General features: G+C 42.9%; 17 protein-coding genes. 5 read left to right on the top strand and 12 right to left on the bottom strand.

Annotated features, from left to right (window positions below; translation table 11 throughout):
- Positions 1 to 83 precede the first annotated feature (83 nt).
- Positions 84 to 1,961 carry a Fe-S protein assembly chaperone HscA gene (gene hscA / locus H4W00_RS10460; protein ID WP_209957988.1) on the top strand — a complete coding sequence of 626 codons (1,878 nt, stop codon included), beginning with the start codon at positions 84 to 86 and terminating at the stop codon, positions 1,959 to 1,961.
- 120 nt (positions 1,962 to 2,081) lie between these two features.
- Positions 2,082 to 2,420, top strand: coding sequence for an ISC system 2Fe-2S type ferredoxin (gene fdx, locus H4W00_RS10465; RefSeq protein WP_209957990.1), 339 nt, complete (start codon positions 2,082 to 2,084; stop codon positions 2,418 to 2,420).
- 137 nt (positions 2,421 to 2,557) lie between these two features.
- On the opposite strand, the gene H4W00_RS10470 is transcribed toward fdx, so the two are convergent.
- The 3 genes from H4W00_RS10470 to mfd form a co-directional block, all read right to left on the bottom strand.
- Positions 2,558 to 3,958, bottom strand: coding sequence for an adenylate/guanylate cyclase domain-containing protein (locus tag H4W00_RS10470; RefSeq protein WP_209957992.1), 1,401 nt, complete (start codon positions 3,956 to 3,958; stop codon positions 2,558 to 2,560).
- A gap of 450 nt (positions 3,959 to 4,408) precedes the next feature.
- On the bottom strand, positions 4,409 to 4,840 hold the full coding sequence (locus tag H4W00_RS10475; protein WP_209957994.1) for an HIT domain-containing protein: 432 nt from the start codon (positions 4,838 to 4,840) through the stop codon (positions 4,409 to 4,411).
- A gap of 157 nt (positions 4,841 to 4,997) precedes the next feature.
- Entirely contained in the window at positions 4,998 to 8,687 is a 3,690-nt protein-coding gene (gene mfd, locus H4W00_RS10480; protein ID WP_209957996.1) for a transcription-repair coupling factor, read from the bottom strand.
- A 514-nt stretch (positions 8,688 to 9,201) separates the two neighbouring features.
- Here mfd and H4W00_RS10485 point away from each other — a divergent pair.
- The gene (locus tag H4W00_RS10485; RefSeq protein WP_209957998.1) at positions 9,202 to 10,836 is read left to right on the top strand and encodes a BCCT family transporter; all 1,635 of its coding nucleotides are present in this window, start codon (positions 9,202 to 9,204) and stop codon (positions 10,834 to 10,836) included.
- Between the two features lie 379 nt (positions 10,837 to 11,215).
- Here the strand turns inward: H4W00_RS10485 and rraA are convergent, their stop codons facing one another.
- The gene (gene rraA, locus H4W00_RS10490; RefSeq protein WP_209958000.1) at positions 11,216 to 11,749 is read right to left on the bottom strand and encodes a ribonuclease E activity regulator RraA; all 534 of its coding nucleotides are present in this window, start codon (positions 11,747 to 11,749) and stop codon (positions 11,216 to 11,218) included.
- 157 nt (positions 11,750 to 11,906) lie between these two features.
- Entirely contained in the window at positions 11,907 to 12,608 is a 702-nt protein-coding gene (locus tag H4W00_RS10495; protein ID WP_209958003.1) for an NAD-dependent epimerase/dehydratase family protein, read from the bottom strand.
- Between the two features lie 653 nt (positions 12,609 to 13,261).
- Here H4W00_RS10495 and rpsT point away from each other — a divergent pair.
- Positions 13,262 to 13,528: a 30S ribosomal protein S20 gene (gene rpsT, locus H4W00_RS10500; protein WP_209958006.1), complete on the top strand. Its 267-nt coding sequence runs from the start codon at positions 13,262 to 13,264 to the stop codon at positions 13,526 to 13,528.
- Between the two features lie 550 nt (positions 13,529 to 14,078).
- Positions 14,079 to 15,230: an FAD binding domain-containing protein gene (locus H4W00_RS10505; RefSeq protein WP_334684951.1), complete on the top strand. Its 1,152-nt coding sequence runs from the start codon at positions 14,079 to 14,081 to the stop codon at positions 15,228 to 15,230.
- 60 nt (positions 15,231 to 15,290) lie between these two features.
- On the opposite strand, the gene H4W00_RS10510 is transcribed toward H4W00_RS10505, so the two are convergent.
- The 7 genes from H4W00_RS10510 to cmk all read right to left on the bottom strand — a co-directional run bounded on the left by H4W00_RS10510 (position 15,291) and on the right by cmk (position 22,335).
- Positions 15,291 to 16,058, bottom strand: coding sequence for a histidine phosphatase family protein (locus H4W00_RS10510; RefSeq protein ID WP_442793108.1), 768 nt, complete (start codon positions 16,056 to 16,058; stop codon positions 15,291 to 15,293).
- 329 nt (positions 16,059 to 16,387) lie between these two features.
- Complete coding sequence (locus H4W00_RS10515; RefSeq protein ID WP_209958010.1) at positions 16,388 to 17,185, bottom strand: metallophosphoesterase; 798 nt, start codon at positions 17,183 to 17,185, stop codon at positions 16,388 to 16,390.
- Positions 17,186 to 17,252: 67 nt separating this feature from the next.
- Positions 17,253 to 17,960, bottom strand: a complete 708-nt coding sequence (pyrF, locus tag H4W00_RS10520) for an orotidine-5'-phosphate decarboxylase (RefSeq protein WP_209958011.1) — start codon at positions 17,958 to 17,960, stop codon at positions 17,253 to 17,255.
- 83 nt (positions 17,961 to 18,043) lie between these two features.
- A complete protein-coding gene (locus H4W00_RS10525; protein ID WP_209959181.1) occupies positions 18,044 to 18,460 on the bottom strand; it encodes a lipopolysaccharide assembly protein LapA domain-containing protein in 417 nt (138 codons plus the stop codon).
- 327 nt (positions 18,461 to 18,787) lie between these two features.
- Entirely contained in the window at positions 18,788 to 19,090 is a 303-nt protein-coding gene (locus tag H4W00_RS10530) for an integration host factor subunit beta (protein WP_209958013.1), read from the bottom strand.
- 432 nt (positions 19,091 to 19,522) lie between these two features.
- Positions 19,523 to 21,226: a 30S ribosomal protein S1 gene (rpsA, locus tag H4W00_RS10535; RefSeq protein WP_209959183.1), complete on the bottom strand. Its 1,704-nt coding sequence runs from the start codon at positions 21,224 to 21,226 to the stop codon at positions 19,523 to 19,525.
- 356 nt (positions 21,227 to 21,582) lie between these two features.
- Positions 21,583 to 22,335, bottom strand: a complete 753-nt coding sequence (cmk, locus tag H4W00_RS10540) for a (d)CMP kinase (protein ID WP_209958015.1) — start codon at positions 22,333 to 22,335, stop codon at positions 21,583 to 21,585.
- Positions 22,336 to 22,453 lie beyond the last annotated feature (118 nt).

Genomic DNA, 22,453 nt, shown 5'->3' on the forward strand with positions numbered 1-22,453 from the left:
TAGTCTTTAAGTGAGCTACGCCAGCCATCACTTATGCTCTATTTGTTCAATTTTACTTATTCATTTTATATCTGAGTTATCTTATGTCTTTATTGCAAATTGCTGAACCCAATCAAAGTGCCCAACCACACCAGCATCGTTTTGGTCTGGGAATTGACCTTGGTACAACGCGATCGTTAGTCGCGGTGGTACGCTCAGGCAAAGCGCAAGTATTAGAGGCAAATGCAAGTGCAGATACTTTATTGCCTTCAGTGGTCTATTATCCAAGCACAGGTACTCCGCTAGTCGGTTATCACGCCCTAGCTCAGTTGCCAAATGACCCAAAGAATACCATCATTTCCGCCAAACGCTTTATGGGTCGTAGCCAAAATGATATCAAATTTTCGCATCCTTATGAATTGAGTGGCAACGCAGACGCTATGCCCGTTTTTGTCACTGCCCAAGGTGAAGTGTCACCTGTTGAGGTGTCTGCACGTATTTTGGCTACCCTGAAGCAGCGGGCAACAAGTGCGTTACCTGAAGACAGTATTGAAGGTGCTGTAATCACTGTTCCTGCCTATTTTGATGAGGCTCAGCGCCAAGCGACTAAAGACGCTGCACAGGCTGCGGGTATTAATGTTCTGCGATTATTGAATGAACCAACCGCAGCGGCTGTTGCTTATGGGCTCGATAGACCTACCGAAGATAATATTGCTCGTTACTATTTAATTTATGATCTCGGTGGTGGTACCTTCGATGTGTCTATTTTAAAGCTCACTGATGGCGTGTTTGAAGTACTAGCAACCGGTGGCAATAGCGCCCTTGGTGGTGATGATATTGACCGCCTACTTACCAATTGGTTGATTAAACAGCTTAATATTGCACCAGCAGATGTAAGCCTACACGATAAGTCCGTATTGGCTCAGCAAGCCAAAGACTATAAACAAGCTTTAACGGAAGCTGAACAAGTCGATATAGATATTATTGTTAATGAACAATCTTTTAAAGGTGTATTACGCCGTGAAGATTTGCTCACCATCGCTGACCCTGTTAGCAGCCGAACGCTAACTGTCTGCGAACAAGTACTACGTGATGCCAAGTTAAGCACGCAAGAGCTCGATGAAGTTATCTTGGTAGGCGGCTCGACCCGAATGCCAGCGGTTAAGCAAGTGGTCACAGCATTTTTTGCTCAGGAACCTTTATGCCGTCTCAATCCAGACGAAGTAGTCGCATTAGGTGCAGCACAGACAGCGCATCAACTGGTGAATGGTAACAGCGATAATAACTTGCTGCTATTAGATGTCACGCCCTTATCACTTGGGCTTGAGACTATGGGTGGCTTAGTTGAAGTGCTGATTCCACGCAATACGCCTATCCCAGTCAAAAAGCGCCAAGTATTTACCACTTACCAAGACGGTCAGACCGGTATGGTCATTCATGTCATACAGGGTGAGCGTGAAACGGTCGAAAACTGCCGCTCACTAGGGCGCTTTGAGCTATACGGCATTCCGTCAATGAAAGCAGGTTTTGGCCGTATTGAAGTGACTTTTAGTATCGATGCCAATGGACAACTGACTGTTAGTGCTCAAGAAACCACGACAGGTACCGAAAGCAAAATTGAGATTACGCCGGCTTATGGCTTATCCGACGAGCAAAAAGAACAGCTGCTCACGGCTGGGTTCAAACATGCGGAAGAAGATAAGAATGCGCGCTCTTCAATTGAAGCTAGAGTAGAGACTGAGCGTGAATTACTGGCATTACAGTCAGCGCTAACTGAGTTCTCAGCCTTATTAACTTCTGAGGAACAGCAAACCTTGGCCGCACAGATGAAAGAGATGCAAACGGCTTTAGACTCTAACGACTCAACGCTTATTGAAGCACAACAAGCGCAGCTTAAACCACATAGCGATGCTTTTGCTGCCCGCATTATGAATCAGAGTGTTCAGACCAGTATGGCTGGTACTAGCGCTCAAGATTGGTAGCGTTTAAGACCGATAGTTTTAGAGCAGTGAATAACAGACTATATCTTAGATCCTACGTACATTTTAGATCCCACTTGGATTTCACATTTTTTGAATTGATTAGCACTGGATATATGACCCATGCCAAAAATTACTGTACTACCCCATCATGATGTTTGCCCTGAAGGCGTCGAAGTTGAGCTTGAAGCTGGCGAAAATTTATGTAAAGCACTGTTAGAAAAAGGCATTAAGATTGAGCATGCTTGCGAGATGTCAAAAGCCTGTACCACCTGCCATGTTGTCGTCCGTAAAGGCTTTAACGGCTTAGAAGAAATGGACGATATCGAAGCAGATTTGCTAGATCGCGCTTGGGGTCTAGAACCTGATTCGCGGCTGTCCTGCCAAGTGATGCTCGACGATGAAGATTTAACTATCGAGATACCTAAATATACCTTGAACCACGCCAAAGAAAACCACTAAATAGTAGTAGTGCTGAAGACTACTGCATTTATATGTATCAAAAAGCCAGCTTTCATCATAATAGCTGGCTTTTTTGTGGCTAAATTTAGGCTATATAGACTTGAGTTTTGTGTCACATTTTACTGTTTATCATTGTCCTAGTTCTTATTTTCATTAGAATCGAATACAGCTGCCTGCTTTTCTTGTTCAATACGTTCAAGCGCAAAATTCAAGCGGTCTCTAATCTCTTTATAATCATTTTCCTTCATATCTTTAAAATTTAGATGCAAGTTAAAGCCAGGTAACGTGTGATCAACCCATTTTGAAAAATGCCCTTTATTGGCATCAGGATCCAGCACTTGCCATGCGTCAACCTTCTTTTCGAACCCTTTAAGTTGATAGCCACCCCCATACTCACACTCATAATCATGGCAAATATAATCGTAGGTGCTTTCGCTAATTAGTATCTCACCTTTAGTAGCGGCAGATTCAAGCCTTGCTGCCAAATTGGCTTCTTTGCCAATAAGCGTATAACTGAGACGGCTATTACTGCCAAAATTACCGACATGGCAGTAGCCGGTAGTGATACCGATGCGCAAATGTAACCCGTCAAAGCCCATCAACCGCCATTTTTGCCGTAAGCTGCGCATTTCACGGCGCATATCAATCGCCATGGCCACACAGTCCAATGCATCTTGACGCGCGCCGCGGCTATCAGGTTCGCCAAAAAAACATACCATCCCATCGCCAATGAACTTATCGAGTACCGCGCCATGTTTATTGGCAATTACCGTCATGCAGTGCATATAAGTGTTGAGAATATCAGCTAAATTATCAGCACTCAAGCTATCAGACAGCTCAGTAAAACCTACAATATCTGAGAACATAATCGATAGTTTAGCGCGTTTATTAGAAACGCTAACGGGATTATCTGTTTTTACAATCGGCTGCCAAACTTGTAGCGGTACAAAACGAGTCAGTTTGTTAATGACTGAAGCCATAATGTTTATCCGCCCTGCTGCTTGCTGCGCGATTTCATCGTAGTTGATATACTTATGGTAAATACCCCAAAACTGCCACAAAAAGGCAGTAATACTTGCCAGCAACACCGTTGATGGTAGCCATCCGCCCTCGCACTCTATGCCCGTACCATACAGGATGACACTGACATAATAGAACATTGCGCTAGTGACCACGGATACCGTAATAAGTTTGACACGATTTTCGGGTTCGTTAACAATAATTCGGATACCCAACAATAGTACCAAACTTAACGATAACACACTGCAGAACTGCATTGAGCCAATCACTGTGGACAGTAAAAAGACTACGATATTGGACGTCCAAAAATTGGCGAGTCGCTGATAATTGTAAATTAAAATCATTAAGCTTGGTAAACAGACCGCAACGAACAACGCCATTGAGGTTGAATTAAAATCGAACTTTATGGTGATGAGCGTTACAGTAAGCAGCAAAACAAAAACTTCTGGATAGTCGAAACGACGGACTTCCTTATCTTTTGATAAGGCATACAGTCTCAATCTATCTGAAGATGCCATGTTCGATACTCGCTTAAGCAAGAAAAATCAGAAGAAAAAAAGATAAGAAGTAGCAATGAGGAATAAGGCAGTCAATTGTTGTTATGGCAGGTTGAATGCCAGAAAATCTGACATCCATATTTATCGTTAAAGCACCTTAAAAACGCGACGGTACTGCTGGTATAAGCTTTTTGCAGCCTCTGTCTGCGTAGGCACAGCAAGCAAGAAAAACTTATGCCAGCAGTAGGTTATGTATCGATATTACTTTTCACTGGCTATATTATACCGTCTTAACAGTATGGAACCTATGTAACTGACAACCAAAAAGACACCACTTATCGTATATTGCGCTTTGTTTATAACAGCAATAACAAATAAGTGATGTCTGATAATCGAAATGATTGCACAAAAAATTTATACAACTAGTGCCACTGCTAATTCAGAGACTAAAAGCTAAGATAGTAGATCTAACTACATTTGCCAGTCAAATGGCATCTGGTGATGACCTCGTAGCGCCATCATCAAGGTTTGTTGCATTTGCGCCAATATTTCTTGGCTATAAGGTATAGCAGGAATGCCCCACACAGGGTTCGGCCACTGCATATCATTTTGATAACGCACGATATGATGAAAATGTAGCTGGGGAACTTGGTTACCAAGAGCTGCGACGTTCATTTTATCTGCCTGAAACGTTTTGGCAAGCTGACTTGATAACCAGCTCGACTCACGTAAAAACTGGGTCTGATCGGTCTCGGATAACTCATATAGCTCTTTAATACCTGATACGCGTGGTACCAGAATTAACCAAGGAAACTGACAGTCATTAATCAAACGACAGGTTGATAGTGGAAAATCACCCACTAAAAAACTATCGGCGGCAAGCTTAGGATGCAGTTGGAACATAATGACGGCTTCTCTTGTTATAAAGTATTAATAAAAGTAAATAAAAAGTACGTAAAAACTTATACTGCCGCTATTTTATCAGGTATCTACAGGATAAAATAGCGGCAGCAGCATTTAGGTTGGGGCGATAACATTCACCCTATGTCGTTGGTCGCTATTAAGCTTCGACTACCATATGTTCACTAAAATAGCGTAGCAGCTCTTGTACTGCATTGACTCGTTGTGGACCAGTCGCAAGTTTATCGGCATCGCTATAGCGAATACCAGACGCGCCATTCATACGATAACGCTGACCATTCGACTGAATCAATTTAATAATCGCCAAAGCATCAACCGGGGTGTCTGGTGCAAACTCTAGCGTCATGCTATTACTATTGGCATCAACTTTGTTAATCTTTAGAGGCTCAGCTTGTATACGCAAGCCATGAACGGCAAATAGCTGCTTGGTTTGATCTGGTAAAATGCCAAAACGGTCAATCATTTCGGTACGGATGTCGGTTAACGCCTCTTTATCATCAGCCTTACCGATACGCTTATAAAATAATAAGCGCTGATGCACATCGTGCACATATTCTTCAGGTACCAGTGCCGAACTGTGCAAGTTGATCTCACTGGTCAGTGATAATGGCGTATTTAGGTCAGGCTCTTTACCCGCTTTGATGGCTTTGGTCGCACGCTCAAGCATATCCATATATAAACTAAAACCAATCGCTTGCATATTACCACTTTGCTGCTTGCCTAATAGTTCACCTGCCCCGCGAATCTCTAAATCTTCACTGGCCAACATAAATCCTGCCCCCAGTGTATTAGCACGCTCAATCGCATGTAGCCTACGCTTGGCATCACCTTTAAGTCCCTTGATGGAAGGTACTAGCAGATAACAATACGCTTGATGATGACTACGTCCCACCCGTCCACGCAGCTGATGCAACTGGGCTAAACCAAATTTATCGGCACGTTCAATAATAATGGTATTGGCATTAGGGACATCAATACCCGTTTCAATAATTGTTGAGCAAATTAAGACATTGAATTTTTTATGGTAATACTGCTGCATAATTTGTTCAAGTTGGCGCTCTTGCATTTGTCCATGCGCGACCCCTACCCGGGCTTCGGGCACCAGTTCGCGGATAGTTTCTGCCATACGCTCAATACTGGCAACATCATTATGTAGCAAATACACCTGTCCACCGCGTAGCAGCTCACGTAAAATAGCTTCTTTCATCAGGGCATCAGTCTTTTGCATGACGAAAGTTTTGATGGCCAGACGACGCGCCGGTGGGGTGGCAATGATTGACATATCACGCATGCCTGATAACGCCATATTGAGCGTTCGCGGTATCGGAGTCGCCGTCATCGACATGCTATCAACATCGGTCTGAATCGCTTTGATTCGTTCTTTATGGCGAACGCCAAAGCGGTGTTCTTCATCGACGATCATCAAGCCTAGATTGGCAAATTTAACATCTTTTTGTAGCAGCTTATGCGTGCCAATGACGATATCGACTTTGCCTGCAGCTAGGTCTGTGAGAACAGTCTCTTGATGTTTTTTACCGCCAAAACGTGACAAGGTCTCAATACGTACTGGCCAATCAGCAAAACGATCTAAAAAGTTATCTTCATGCTGTCCTGCCAGCAAGGTGGTCGGTACCAATATAGCGACCTGATAGCCGGCACTTACTGCAATGAACGCCGCACGCATCGCTACTTCTGTCTTGCCAAAACCAACATCACCGCAGATGAGACGATCCATCGGCTGATTTTGTTTCATATCTTCCATTACGGCATGGATAGCATTGGCCTGATCTGGGGTCTCTTCAAACTCAAACTGACTGGCAAACAACTCATATTGCGAGTGATCTATTTTGAAATGAATACCAACCTTGGCTTCACGCCGTGCTTGTATATTCAGCAGCTCAGCCGCGACATCATGAATTTGTTCCAGGGCTTTTTGTTTGGCTTTATCCCACTTACCGCTACCAATCTTGTGTAGAGGTGCCAGTGCAGGATCACCGCCGCTATAACGGCTGATCATCTGTAGGTTGGCGACCGGCACATAAATGCTAGCATCATCAGCATACTTAAGATGAATAAATTCTTGCTCACCATCGCCCACATCTAAGGTAATCAAGCCGCTATAACGACCGATACCATGCTCGATATGGACGATTGGGCTACCTTGGGTCATCTCAGTGACACTTTTGACTAAGAACTCTTCTGACACCCCACTTTGCCGACGACGGCGCGTTTGTAGCACTTGTCTACCGAACAGTTGAGTCTCACTAATAATCACTAAGCGTTCAGGAACATACACCCCGCGCTCAATAGGGGCAACAGTCAAACCAACAGAGGGTCGATCGTGGTTGTTATTCACTGCCCCAGTATGGTCGGCTGCTAAAAAATCTTTAAAACTATCATATGCCTGTAGCTCAATTTTGCCTCTAAATAGCTCAATCAAAATCTCGCGGCGCCCAGCAGTTTCGGCAACGATTAACACAGGCGTCGCTGTTTGCGCTTGTAGATACAAAAATTCTAGCAGCTCAGCTAACGGCTCTGCTTTTTGATGATTGACCGATAACTGCGGTGGTATGAGGGCGCTAAGCGTGACAACACCTTGCTGCTTGTTTGGCGCTGATATGTCATGGTCAATAGCGGCCACATCGGTCATTGTGGCCAGTTCATTACGCGCACTTAATATGACTCTGGGATAGTGATTAAGGTGTTCATTCAAGGTGTTGGATAATAAGTATAATAGCTCAGGAGCCACTACCGGCTTGTCGATATCATGCCGGCGCTCTTCATAGCGGCGCTGAATTTGTGACCAGTAATCTACCTGTCGCTCACTAATCAATTCATCAGTAATAAATAATGCATTACTGGGAAAATAAGCAAATAGACTGCTTTCTTGTTGCCACTCTTTTAGAGTAAAAAATAAAGGCTGATAATATTCAAGACCACTACTAGCAATGCCTGCCATCACATCCTTATGCAGCTCAAATTTACGACTGCTGGCATTAGGGAACATGGCCGCAAAGTTCATGCGAAAGGTTTCTTTGCCTTCTTCTAAAGGAAACTCTTTGGCGGGTAAAATCTGAAACTGTTGAATAGGTTTGGATATATCTGGCAGCTTATGTAGTAGTGACAGGGGCTCTTGGCCCATACTGGTATCATTGCCTGAGGCCATCGCTTTCAGATCATCAGTCGTTAATGTGCGCTGAGTTTGCGGATGGAAAAAGCGAATGGTTTCAATTTCATCATCGAACAAATCTAGGCGCAGCGGAAATGGCTGTCCCATCGCAAAGATATCGATAATGCTACCGCGCACGGCGAATTCACCTGGCTCAAATACATTGTCAACGGCTCGGTAACCGGCCCTTGTCAGTAGTTCACGCTGAGTATTAATATCGAAACGGTCACCAACGCTTAAATCAAAATGCTGACCAATAAGCCAGCTTGGTGGCGCAACGCGATGCATTAAGGCCTGTACCGAGATCAGTAGTACCCCCGATGTTGGCATATCAGTCAATATATTAATGCGCTCACTGACAATATCTTGATGCGGTGACAACTCATCATAGGTCAAAGTCTCCCAATCGGGAAACACATAGGCATCAATACCGCAAAATGCCAACTCGGTTTCTATTTGATTGAGCTGGTTTTGATCGCGCGCCACCACGATCTTTAGTCGCTCTGCCACGTTCCATATAGACGCACTGGCCAAACTGGCCAGCCACAGACTGCTGACAGCACCATGAACAGGTGCCAGCCAGCGCCGCTGCGTGTTTTGGATAGGAAATAGCTGTTGGTTGATAGGAGCAAACGCGTCGGTCAAAGCAGTGATAGGCATAGCAGTACAGGATCAAGGTTAGAAGTCAGAATACCATTATACGAACATTTTGGCCATTGACCAAAATTTATGCCGTAACGGTTTGTCACCCAGTTGGTTACTTAGTCCCCTAACTTTCGTTTATAGCCGTTGTTACAGGTTTACGTGCCCATTTGACAATACCAAGCATTTTGTTAACATGGTGTGCTTTTGTTGATAATCACATTTATGTCTTATTACTGACAACCCACGACTTATCATAAATAAGTCGTGGGTTTAGTCGTTCTCTCTGCCTATTTGGCAGTTTCAGATAATCGCTTAAAATCCTTATCCTGGTTATAACTTTTACCTTGGTTACTACCATGACATTAAGCGCTTTAATTATTTCTGACTGCCTTATATCGTGCATCTTATTATGTGGCAAGCTAAAAATATATGTGGCGTAGCATCAAATGATGTAATGACTATGCATAAAAGTAAGCCCCTTGGCATAAAAGTAAGCCACTTGCCACACTCATTAGGAAATTCATTACCTATGAAAGAGCCAAAAAAAATCCCTCAAGTATTACTTGATAAATTTCAACGCAGGCTTTATAGCACTAAACACAAGGTTGGAGAGGATAATGTCAATATTCTCGGTTTAGAACTCCACAACCCTGTATTTTTTGTCACCGCTCTCGCGGTTATTGCTTTTGTATTATTCGCTCTGCTGCTCCCTGATATTGCTAACTTATGGCTCAATGGTACCAAAAATTGGGTAGTCAACAGTTTCGATTGGCTGTTTATCAGCGTGGCCAACATCATGGTGGTATTCTGCCTACTGCTTATTGTCTCACCCTATGGCAATATTCGCATTGGCGGTATCAATGCCACGCCCGACTTTAAGCGGGGCTCTTGGCTGGCGATGCTATTCGCTGCCGGAATGGGCATTGGCTTGATGTTCTGGAGTGTCGCTGAGCCTTTAGCGTATGCTAGCGGTTGGGCAGGTACACCACTGGGTATCGAAGCCGACAGTCCCGAAGCCTTTAGGGCAGCAATGGGCGCGACCATGTATCATTGGGGACTACACCCATGGGCTATCTATGCAGTAGTAGGCTTGTCGTTGGCAATATTTGCCTATAATTTTCGCTTTCCCTTGACTATGCGTTCGGTATTTTATCCCCTATTAAAAGAAAAAACCTGGGGATGGCCCGGGCATGTGATTGATGTATTGGCCGTATTGGCCACTATCTTTGGTTTAGCGACTTCCCTCGGTCTTGGTGCCCAACAAGCGGCAAGTGGACTAAACTACTTGTTTGGTTGGGACTTTGCAGGTAATACTCTTGAGATAATTATTATCGTATTAGTCACAGGGCTGGCAACTATTTCGGTGGCACGTGGTATTGATGGCGGGGTAAAGTTTTTAAGTAATGTCAATATGCTGGCAGCCGGATTGCTATTATTATTTGTCTTTTTTGCAGGAAATTCTCTAGGTCTTATCGGTAAAATAGCTGAAACAACCGTTGATTATGTCACTTATATTATTCCCTTATCTAATCCGATAGGGCGTACTGATAGTAACTTCTTCCATACTTGGACTGTATTTTATTGGGCGTGGTGGATCAGCTGGTCACCTTTCGTTGGGATGTTTATCGCCCGAATCTCTAAAGGCCGTACCGTACGTGAATTCATCATTTCTGTCATGCTAGCACCAACCCTAGTGACTATTGTGTGGATGACTGTATTTGGACAAACGGGTCTCAGTCAATATGCTAACCAAGTTGGAGAGTTATCAGGTGGTGTTAGTAACGCCTCTCTGACCTTATTTCAGATGCTCGATAACTTGCCATGGGCGATGATTACTTCGTTAATTGCTATTATCTTGGTAATGGTGTTTTTTGTGACGTCATCAGATTCAGGCTCACTAGTCATTGATACGATTACTTCCGGGGGCAAGCTTGAATCTCCTATGTCGCAGCGCGTATTTTGGGCAATTGCCGAAGGCTGTATCGCTATTGCCTTACTCTATGGCGGTGGTACTGAAGCGCTAAGAACCATCCAAGCAGGCTCTGTTAGTACCGGCCTGCCATTCACTATTCTTTTACTGGTGATGTGTGTCAGTTTATGGCTAGGGTTACGACGTATTTATAAGGCGCGTGAGCAGATGCTGTCCGAATTAGAAAAGTACTAATATGTCTGTTTAAAGATTATTGCCTGACAGGCTATACAATAAAAGGTTTTAACCTATTTAAACATAAAAATCCCAGCCTCTAGTGAGCTGGGATTTTTTTGTAGCGATACGTTTCATATTGGCCAACAAAGATTTTACTCAATTGTTAGTCTTGGTCGGTATTGTTTTCAATGAGTCTTAACCGCAAGCTTTTATAGTCAATGAAAAGTAATGTCGATACATAACCTACTGCTGGCATACGTTTTTCTTGCTTGCTGTGCTTACGCAGACAGAGGCTGCAAAAAGCTTATACCAGCAGTACCGTCGCGTTTTTAAGGTATTGTAACTGTACATATCGACTTCTATTATATAAGCACCTATGTATCAGTTTCTAAAGCCCTTATATGAGAGGCTTCTCGCTAGCAATCATGCCATTGTTGTCGGCATAAATAAACATACCTGAATTTAAGGTCAAATCACCAAAGCTAATCTCAATATCAGTCTGGCCTTCATCACGGCGGGTTGATTTGCGCGGGACGCAGCCAAGTGCCATGACCCCAATCTCCATCTGTGCCATGTCATCAACATCACGGACACAGCCATAGACTACTACCCCAGCCCAACCGTGATCGATTGCCGCTTGTGCGATCATATCGCCCAGCAATGCGCAGCGCATTGAGCCGCCGCCATCAACCACCAATACCTTGCCGTCGCCATTTTTGTCTTTGCCATTACTATTTAGTAGCTCTTTAACACGGCTGTTATCCTCAAAACATTTTACAGTCACAATCTCGCCACAAAACTTGTCTTTGGCACCGAAGCTATAAAATGATTTGCTTTCGATATTCGGCAAGCATACTTGCGACTCAGGATTGGCATCCAATAAATCACAGGTTACAAAATTTTCTTTATCCATTGCTGTCGACTCCGACATAGTCACGCTCCTTGTTGATTACTAAATGTTGATTAGTAGGCATTAATTATTAGGTATTGTACTTTTGAATAGTCACTTTTTTATTTAATCTGAATATTTTTTCTTCAGGCTAATCATTGTTTCAAGCCTTGTGCTGCGATTTATGCCATTGACCAGCCTAACGTTTTACCCGGGTCATTGCCAGCATCTGCTTATTTTCAATAATATCAGTGTTAGTAGGCGCCGTTTCAGTACGATACTTACGGCGCTCATAGATATCATGCGCAGTCATAGCCATGAAACTTGCTACCCGTTTGGCAGAAATAGGATGCAGTGGTAGCGATTCTGAAATTAAAGGCGAAATTAGCTTAAAAGCCTTTTGGCTGATACTTTCAAGTGGGCGACCCTTGTGCTTACCTAACAGTAAAGAAGGGCGGAAAATAACCAGCCTGGTGAAACCTAGCGCTATAATAGACTGCTCAGTCTCTGCTTTTACACGATTATATAAAAATCGGCTGTCGCTATCAGCATTCATTGATGATAACAAAAAAAAGTTTTCAATCTTTTTATCTCGGCATAACTTAGCGAAAGTGACATTATGATCATGATCCACTTTTCGGAACGCTTCATCGCTACCAGCCTGCTTTTTGGTGGTACCAAGACAAGTGAAAGCATCGGTCGTCTGATCTGCGCCAACACTTGCAAACACTTCAGCTAGGTTATCAAAATCATTGATCTGATAAAAGCGCATGCAGGCATTAATATAACGCGGTGGACGCCTCGCAATCACAATTAAGGTGTCATAAATTTCGCTGAGCTGATTGACAAGATGCTGCCCTACTAATCCTGTTGCGCCTATTACAATTGCTTTTCGCTGCATAATTTATCCATCTTTTATATTTATAAAACGATATCTCTATAAAGTCGCACTGGTTAATACATTGTCGGTTCATTGACAGTCATCAGGGCGTGATGAGCATTCGTACTACCTTAGCAGCACTATAGTCGATCCAATTTAAAAAGGACATACTACTACTGGTACGGATTTTTTGTAGCTTCTGTCATACTTACGAACAGCAAGCAAAAAAATCATACCAGCCGCACGTTACTATGGACAACACTCTTTCATTTTGAACTGACGATATCAACAAGACGGGTTTGGAAAGGTTATGGTTATAGATAAAGCTATAAGTTACGTTATAAATCACGCAATTGCCCACATTTATTGTAAGAGATTTTGTCAGGTTATTGGTTGCTAATGAACGAACCAGTCAAAAAGTACAGATTAACACAACTTCTTTGCGCTTTAACCGTCAAATATATTGTTCTAGGCACAATAATTTGTTAAGATAACCGCCTTTACACGTCGAGGCTGTTTAATTATTCCAAATAGCCTCAGCGTATGCGATGACTTACTTATATTTGGCATCGATATTATATTTGACGAGACGGCTACTCATCAAATATGATTGTTAAACATATTATTACAATCAACATTCATATTTTTATCTGTCTTTTATCAAGGAGATACGCGTGGCTAACACTGCACAAGCTCGTAAACGCGCCCGTCAAAATACCAAACGTCGTCAGAATTCTGCATCACAACGTTCAATGGTTCGTACATATTTAAAGCGTATTGATGCGGCAATCGCAGCTAAAGATTATGACGCGGCTACCGAAGCTTACAAAAGAGCGGTACCAGTTATTGATCGCATGGCTGACAAAGGTATTATTCATAAGAATAAAGCGGCTCGTCGTAAGAGCCGCCTGAACAAGACAATCAAAGGCCTACAAGCTTAAGATTTACTCTGTTTAGATCGTATCGCGACTTACCTATTAATACTGCGTCTTGTGATATTAATTCGAATAACGCGATAACTAAAACCTTGCCCTAGTGGCAAGGTTTTTTTATGTGTCTTTAAAAATTATGTATGTACGAAAATATATATGTATGAAAATAGGGGTCTACAGAAATTGGCGCTATAGTCAATGAAAAGTAATATCGATACATAACCTACTGCTGGCATACGTTTTTCTTGCTTGCTGTACCTACGCAGACAGAGGCTGCAAAAAACTTATACCAGCAGTACCGTCGCGTTTTTAAGGTATTTTAACTATAGATAGATGGCAGCAGGTCAAAATGTAAAATGATCTGAAAAGACAACCTTCTAGCTAACTCAAATGATTTTACTTTAGCCAGTGGCTTAGTGTGCCTGTGCAACTCTACAAAGTAAGTGGTCTTGATGGTAAGCGAAAGGAATGTGTTTTTATGGCTATAACAATCACACTAATTTGTGTGGCGTTTATTTATGCTAAGCTTGTTCGCATATAGATACTTAGGAGAGACTCAGTGAAATCAATAGATAAGCGTGCCATTGTGATCGGTGGTTCGTTAGCCGGCTTATTCTCAGGGACCCTATTACGTTCTATAGGCTGGCAGGTAGATATTTATGAGCGCTCGGCTCATGATTTAGACAGTCGAGGCGGTGGTGTTGTTTTGCAAGCTGATGTGGTTACCGCTCTCAAAAAAGCGGGAATTGCGACCGATAAGCTAGGCGTTGATGCCACTGAACGCTACTACTTACAAAAAGATGGCCGTATCGAAAAAATGGCCATGCGTCAGACACTCACCTCTTGGAATATTCTTTATCGCTCAATGCGAAGACACTTTCCAGACGAACATTATCACCAAGGTAAGGTTTTAGAGCAGGTACAGTCAGAAGGCGCTAAGGTCACGGCTATTTTTAACGATGGTTCTTGTGAAACTGGGGATTTATTGATTGGCGCTGACGGGCCAACTTCGACGGTGCGGCAGCAGCTTTTACCTACTTATGTGCCTCAGTATACTGGTTATGTGGCTTATCGAGGCTTAATTGACGAAGTGGACTTGGCACCAGCAGCGGCCACGATATTTACTGAGCGGTTCGTGTTTTACGACTTCCCAAACTCACATATTTTGGCCTATGTTATCCCTGGTGAAAACGAGTCACTGGTCCCTGGAAAACGTCGGTTTAACTGGGTTTGGTACGTTAATTACGACGAGGAAACAGAGTTACCTCATGTACTCACTGACAAAGATGGTAGACAAAGAGCCAACTCCGTTCCGCCAGGGAGGATGTCCGCTAATGTTGAGCAAGCAATGCGCAGCTACGCAGATCTTGTGCTCGCTACTCCCTTTAAAGCGCTAATAGCCGCGACTAAAGAGCCTTTTGTCCAGTCAATATTGGACTTGGCTGTGCCGCAAATGGCATTCGATAGAATTGCGCTAATGGGAGACGCCGCTTTTATTCCTCGACCTCATACAGCCGCGGGAACAGCAAAAGCGGCGGCAAATGCTATCGCGCTGACAGAGGCACTGGTCGACCATGAGCATGATATTCCTAAAGCGTTACAGGAATGGGAAGCCAACCAGCTGCCACAAGGAATGCATTTATGTGAACACGGTCGCAACTTAGGCAATAACTCTCAGTTTTCTTATGGTAAAGGCCGAACAGCAGGATAGGAGCTTAATAGGCTTGGATAAGGATCGGTAAGCAAACCAGGTCTGTGCTACCCCATAAATTTAGGTCCACGTCACATCTGGCGGTAGCAGTAATTTACTAGGATGAAACCCACTAGCACGGCAACCTTCTAACAGGGCGGTAACTGGACGAATATAAATTTCACCACGCCAGACAAAATAAGCGTTGGCCTGATCGAAGGGCTGGTCATCAAACCATAAAAACACCCCTTCCATCATTTTTGGCCAATCATTCCAGTCAATTTCAAGTACATCTAGCATCACTGCTAAAAACGCCGATAATAAAGTATCATGACTCACCGCCAACATTAAATGGCCTTGCTGTGGTTGGTGCTGATAGAACAGTGACAAAATATCTAGCCCACCTTGATAAGCATTTTTAGTGCCTTCAAGGTTGCCCTGTAAAAATCGATTGATAAAGTTAAGCACACCAATCTCTTTGAATATCGCATTGGCAATCTCAGGCTCAGTAACTAGGCTACCCGGTTCAACCAATAATGATTGATGGGTAATATTACGCCGCAGTCCCGCACCCTCTTGCATTAGCTGTGCCGTATCAATACAACGCCCAATCGGGCTTGAGATACTATCAACATCAAGCGAATATGGTAAATGGCCTGCCAACCAACGTCCCCAAGATTTCGCTAACACGCGACCTTTGGGGGTTAATGGCAACTGATAACTGGCAAAGCCATTACCGTCAGAACGCTCACGTAAAGAGTGCCTAGTAAACAATATCAGACGCTTATCATGAGGCAACAAGCTGACTGAGGACATCATGCTGTCAGGCAGATGTGCAGGTGCCGGCATGCTTGAACTAGGAGTCGCGAGCTTATCATTCGCTATTTCAGGCTGGGGGGAATCGGTGAATTTACTCATAGGTGATAGCGTAGCAGATTTTTTGTCTAGAGTGAAAAAAATACAAGTTTCGTAGCAATAAAACAACCCATTGAACTATATGTGATAATTTTAATTTATTAAGCCATACTTTTAGCATACATCGTTGCTTGGGCGTCCTCATATTGTTTTCAATAAGTTGAGACACCGAAGCCGTTCATTGTAAATATTACGATCACAAGTATTGTAATAAATAGGCCTAAGGAATCTGACAATGTTGGACTACTGTGTGATTAATATAATCACCCAATCTCAACCACCTTGTCCCAGGCAAACTCTAATGCTGTACTGCTTACTTCATTCGGATAAGCGCGTGGATTGACGATTACTCGAGTATTATGAATACGGTAATCAAACGCCTCGTGGGTATGTCCATGTATCCATAACGTAGGTGCCCATGGCTCATGCATCCACGCAGTAAAATCACTGACAAAGGCGGCGTTACTTGGCAGAGTGTCATACTTTTCAGAGACCGATAACGGGCTGATGCTATGATGGCTCATAACGACTGTTTTTTTGCCCAGCTGTTTGGCCGTTATCAACGCTTGCTTCAACCATTGACGTTGCTCGGTATGCAGTTGTATTGATAGTTCAGGGGAAAACAGCTCGCTACCAGCATAGATCTGCTTATAGTCGCGCATAAATCGCCTAGCAACCACCATGGTGTCTTCATTGGCTTGGTATTGATAGTCAGTCCACAGCGTACACCCTAAGATGCGTACCTCGCCGATATCGATATGTTGACACTGTAGTACCCGAACACCTTGACCGGACGAGACACTATAGTTGTCCCAAGTCGCCAGCTTGTGGTCGAAGTGCAGGACATCCTCACCAAAGTATTCATGATTACCAGAAATAGTAATAATAGGCACTTTTAGATGGGCAGCTTGCTGTTGCAGCCACGGCATACCACTATCACTATTAGCGGTATCGCCAGCGACCAAGACCAAGTCTGCATCAGTCTTTGGAATATGCCCTATCGGATGTGATTGTCTGGCATAGCTGTCAATGTGTAAGTCACTTAAAATCTGTAATTTCATATTGTCCAATATTAATAAAAATGCAAATTAATTAGAACATCTAGTGTAGCACTTATATAAAATACTGCTAGTTTTGAATGCTTTGCAGGATCTTTTGTAATTTAGCGGCGGGGTCTACAGCTTGAGTAATTGAACGGCCAATGACCAGATAGTCTGCCCCATCGCTTAATGCTTGCTTGGGTGTACAGATCCGCTTTTGGTCATCTACACTATCTTCTGGTAAACGAATACCTGGCGTTATCAGTTTAAAGTCAGCGCCACAAAGCGCTTTGATTACTTTTGCTTCTTGTGCTGAACATACCACACCATCTAGACCTGCTTGTTTGGTCAGTTGCGCCAATCGGCTGACTTGACCTTCTAAATCATCAGTAACGCCAATTTGAGGCAGCACATCATTACCCATAGAGGTCAGTACAGTCACCGCTATTAATAGAGTTTCATAATGACCATCTAACAGCCGCTGTTTGGCCAGTGACATAGCAGCACTGCCGGCACTGGCATGCACATTGACCATCCACACACCAAGCTCTGCAGCAGCCAATACGGCTTGTGCAGTAGTGTTAGGAATATCATGAAACTTTAGATCTAGAAACACCTCAAATTTTCGCTGATGTAACGCTTCGACGATCGCAGGGCCACAGCGAGTAAAGAGTTCTTTGCCTACTTTTAGACGGCACAAACTAGGATCTAAATGATCGGCTAATGTTAGAGCAGCGGCCATTGTGAGGTTATCTAGCGCAACAATAACAGGGGAAGTTATTACGTTATTATTCATGTGTAAGCCATTTTATATAAAATATTATGGTAAGACGGTCGAAAATATATGCGTTAAATATCATCGTTGTTAGCGCTATAGAATTAATCACGCTTACGCTTGGTTAATGACGCATGAGCGCTGTCATTAAGATGGGGGTCACCTGTACTATCTTGGACATTAGTTGCAGTTGCACCGTAGACCGCCTCTTCTACAGTAGGCGCGCTTGCTTGCCGGTCAATGACCACATTAGCCTGTGCCAACTGCTCTTGCAAGCTAGTAGTTAGCTTGGTTAAGCGCGATATTTCCCACTTATTTTGTAATACTCGGAATATTAATAGAGCCAATAATAGTCCAATTACGATACCTAATATGAGGCAAAGTATCAGGAGTAGCCCTAGATTCATAGTAGGTGATTGCGAGAACAGCAAATTCACTCCTACTTCGGTGTTGTTCGCTAATACCAAACCAAGCGCATAAGCAAAGCTTAAAAATAGTAACACAAACAGTAAAAAGCGCATCATGCAGTTGTCTCAGTTATGAATAGACGTGACCAATTATGGATAAAGGGTAATAGTGTTAATGATAGTACAAAACCAATCGTAATCGTAATCGTAATCGTAAAAAACGGTCTGATAGTCAGTTCAATAAAAACAACCCAGATAAATAAAAATCTATTAGCAATCCAGCTGTTAGATGCCAAGCTGCTCTTTATGCACCAATATTTATACGTACTTTTATCACAGTTACTTTTATCACGGTTACTTTTATCACGGTTACTTTTATCACAGTTACTTTTATTACAGTTACTTTTATTACAGGTACCTTTATTACGAGCACTTTATTAATTATCCCGACACTTTGTCATTTACAGCTTCGCGTAATGCTTTACCCGGCTTAAAATGCGGAATAGCTTTAGCAGGCACAGGTACACTTTCGCCTGTTTTAGGATTGCGTCCCATGCGTGCACGCCGATGGTGCAAACAAAAGCTGCCAAATCCGCGAACTTCAACTCGGCCATCATTGGCTAGAGTATCCACCATTAAGGTTAATATTTCGCGTACGGCATCATCAACGACCATATCGGTCATAGTGTCACAGTTAGCACTCAAATTATTAATAAATTCAGACTTATTGATCGTTTGCTCCATTATTACGCTTGCCTTATTAATTGGTGGTAATGATACGGCTAGATACTATAGTAAATCTACTCTCGTAGCGATACTTAAGTACTAGTTTATATTTTGTTACTCAACGTTGCAAATGATAGTGGATATTATTATGGCTGAGAATAAAAGTTCAAATATTCTAATAAAAAATCTATATAGTTAAAATACCTTAAAAACGCGACGGTACTGCTGGTATAAGCTTTTTGCGGCCTCTGTCTGCGTAGGCACAGCAAGCAAGAAAAGCTGATGCCAGCAGTAGGTTATGTGTCGATATTACTTTTCATTGACTATATGTGTGTGTTGTTATTTTTATCTAGGGAAACAACAAAAATTAATCACAAAAAAAGCGACCGAGGTCGCTTTTTTATTATATTACTATTTATTGAAAACAGCTAGTTAGTCAACATACACAACTTACTGCATTTGCTCTTTGATCAAATCACCAATTGTTTTTGGCTGTGCATCAGATGACGATGCTTGCGGAGCAGCAGCACTAGTGCTGTTACTACCCAGTTCTTTAATCGCTTGGCGTTCTTCAGCTTCGTCTTTTGATTTGATTGACAAGCTGATGTTACGAGTTTTGCGATCAACGCTGATGATTTTAGCTTCTACATCATCACCAACAGTCAGATGCTTAGTAGCATCTTCGACACGGTCACGCTGGATTTCAGAGGCACGTAAGTAAGCTTCAACTTCTTCAGCAAGCACAATCGTTGCACCTTTAGCGTCAACTTCTTTTACTTTACCATTAACGATGGCACCACGGTCATTATTGACTAGGTATTCGTTGAATGGATCTGAAGTGAGTTGCTTAACGCCTAAACTAATGCGATTGGCTTCTGAATCTACAGACAATACCATAGCTTCTACAGTGTCGCCTTTGTTGTAGTTACGGATAGCATCTTCACCAGTTTCATTCCAAGAAATGTCTGATAAGTGAACTAAACCATCAATGCCGCCGTCTAGACCGATAAAGATACCAAAGTCAGTGATTGATTTGATCGTACCAGTGATTTTATCACCGCGCTCATGTTTCTTATCAAACTCATCCCATGGATTGGCTAGAGTCTGTTTGATACCTAAGCTAATGCGACGACGTTCTTCATCGATATCAAGAATCATCACTTCAACATCATCACCCACTTGAACAACTTTCGATGGATGAATGTTTTTGTTGGTGTGATCCATTTCAGATACGTGAACTAGACCTTCAATACCTTCAGAGATTTCAGCGAAGCAACCGTAATCAGTCAAGTTGGTTACGCGAGCTTTAACCACACTACCCACTGGGTAAGTGGCGCCAACGTTATCCCAAGGATCAGTACCAAGTTGTTTTAGACCTAGGCTAACGCGGTTGCGTTCACGGTCAAATTTCAATACTTTGACTTTTAGGTCTTGACCCACTTCAACGACTTCAGATGGATGCTTGATACGGCGCCATGCCATGTCAGTGATGTGCAATAGACCATCAATACCACCAAGATCAACGAATGCGCCGTAATCAGTTAGGTTCTTAACGATACCTTCGATCTCGATACCTTCTTCAAGCTTGTTCAATAGCTCTTCGCGCTCAGCTGAGTTTTCAGCTTCCATAACTGCGCGACGGCTGACCACAACGTTGTTACGTTTTTGATCAAGCTTGATAACTTTGAATTCTAACTCTTTGCCTTCTAGGTGCGTCGTATCGCGGATAGGACGAACGTCTACCAATGAACCTGGTAGGAATGCGCGTACGGTACCAATATCTACCGTGAAGCCACCTTTTACTTTGCTAGAAATAATACCTTTTACAATCTCATTGTTGTCATAGATTTTTTCAAGGATATTCCACGTTTCGACGCGTTTGGCTTTTTCGCGTGACAGTAAGGTGTTACCCATACCGTTATCAACCGCTTCAACCACGACATCAACGCTATCGCCAACTTCTACTTCAAGCTCGCCTTCTTCGCTTAAGAACTCTTCACGAGCAACGATGCCTTCAGATTTCAAACCAGTGTCTACTGTGATCCAATCGCTGTCGATGGCCACAACAGTACCTGTAATAACCGAGCCACGCTCGATGTCCAGACCCTGATTTTCAATACTCGCTTCAAATAGTTCAGCAAATGATTCCATTATGTCTACCTTTGTATAGCCGTAGCCTGTCCAGCACAGTACGGATCAAATTTATGAAGATGTAAAACGAGATACTGGTTTTATATCTTATATCTTCATATAAAAAAACATTTGTTGTTAATAAGCGCATGATTGATAAAGCTCACTAGCAACAACTGTCTTTATTTTATAAAACTATCGTTATATCGATTGTTTACTAACAATTCCCATAGCCTTGCTATCTTATTCTAATTACTGCAATTTTATACTAAAACTGAGGGTTATAGGAAATTTTTTGTCGATTATCTTTTTAGTAAGTCCTCTTGCGCTTTGCTGATTCATAATAATTACCAGCATATTTTAACACTTGAAAAAACATATTAGAAGCAAATACCCTGTGCTTGGCAATGGGTCTTTATCTGCTGATAAACCGCATCAGCATCAAGGCTTGAGCTGTCTATTAATAACGCATCCTCTGCTGGCTTAGACGGCGCTGCAGCACGATTTTCGTCGCGATAATCACGTGCTTTGATCGTCGTCAGAATCGCTTCAAAATCTGCTGTTTGTCCCGTATTAATAAGCTGAGTCGCACGGCGCTCAGCGCGCGCACTGGCACTAGCGGTCAAAAAAATCTTGACATCGGCATTGGGAAATACCACGGTTCCCATATCACGACCGTCTGCTACTAGTCCCGAACGACTGGCCATAGCTTGTTGCAATTGAAGCAAAGCTTGGCGTACCTGTGGAAATACCGCTACTTGCGACGCATAGCCACCAACAGTCTCATTGCGTACTTGCTCACCTACAGCGACGCCATTAACAACAATATCAACGCGACCTGATTCTTCATTAGGCTTAAAGGCAATCTGCAAACTTTGCGTCAACTCTAACAGCGCTGCAGCATCGATTGGCGATTTAGCATCATCACCAAGCAATCCTGCTGCAAACGCCTTTAATCCCACAATACGATACAGTGCCCCTGAGTCTAATAATTGATAGCCTAAGGTCTGTGCCAAACGCCAAGCTGCAGTGCCTTTACCAGCACCACTTGGACCATCAATACAAATAACCGGATAGCGTAACACTGGGCTATATTGGTCAGTAGGTTTATTCGGCGACGCTAAGGCAGTCATATTAGAGGCTTATATTTAAATGGCTATATTTAGGTGCTTATGCAGTGATACTAAATTATTTATCGGGCAGCGTATTTTTGCATGGCCAAATAGGGCAACATTATAGCAAATAATCTAT

Source organism: Psychrobacter sp. PL19 (genome assembly GCF_017875835.1).
In the GTDB taxonomy this organism is placed as follows: domain Bacteria; phylum Pseudomonadota; class Gammaproteobacteria; order Pseudomonadales; family Moraxellaceae; genus Psychrobacter.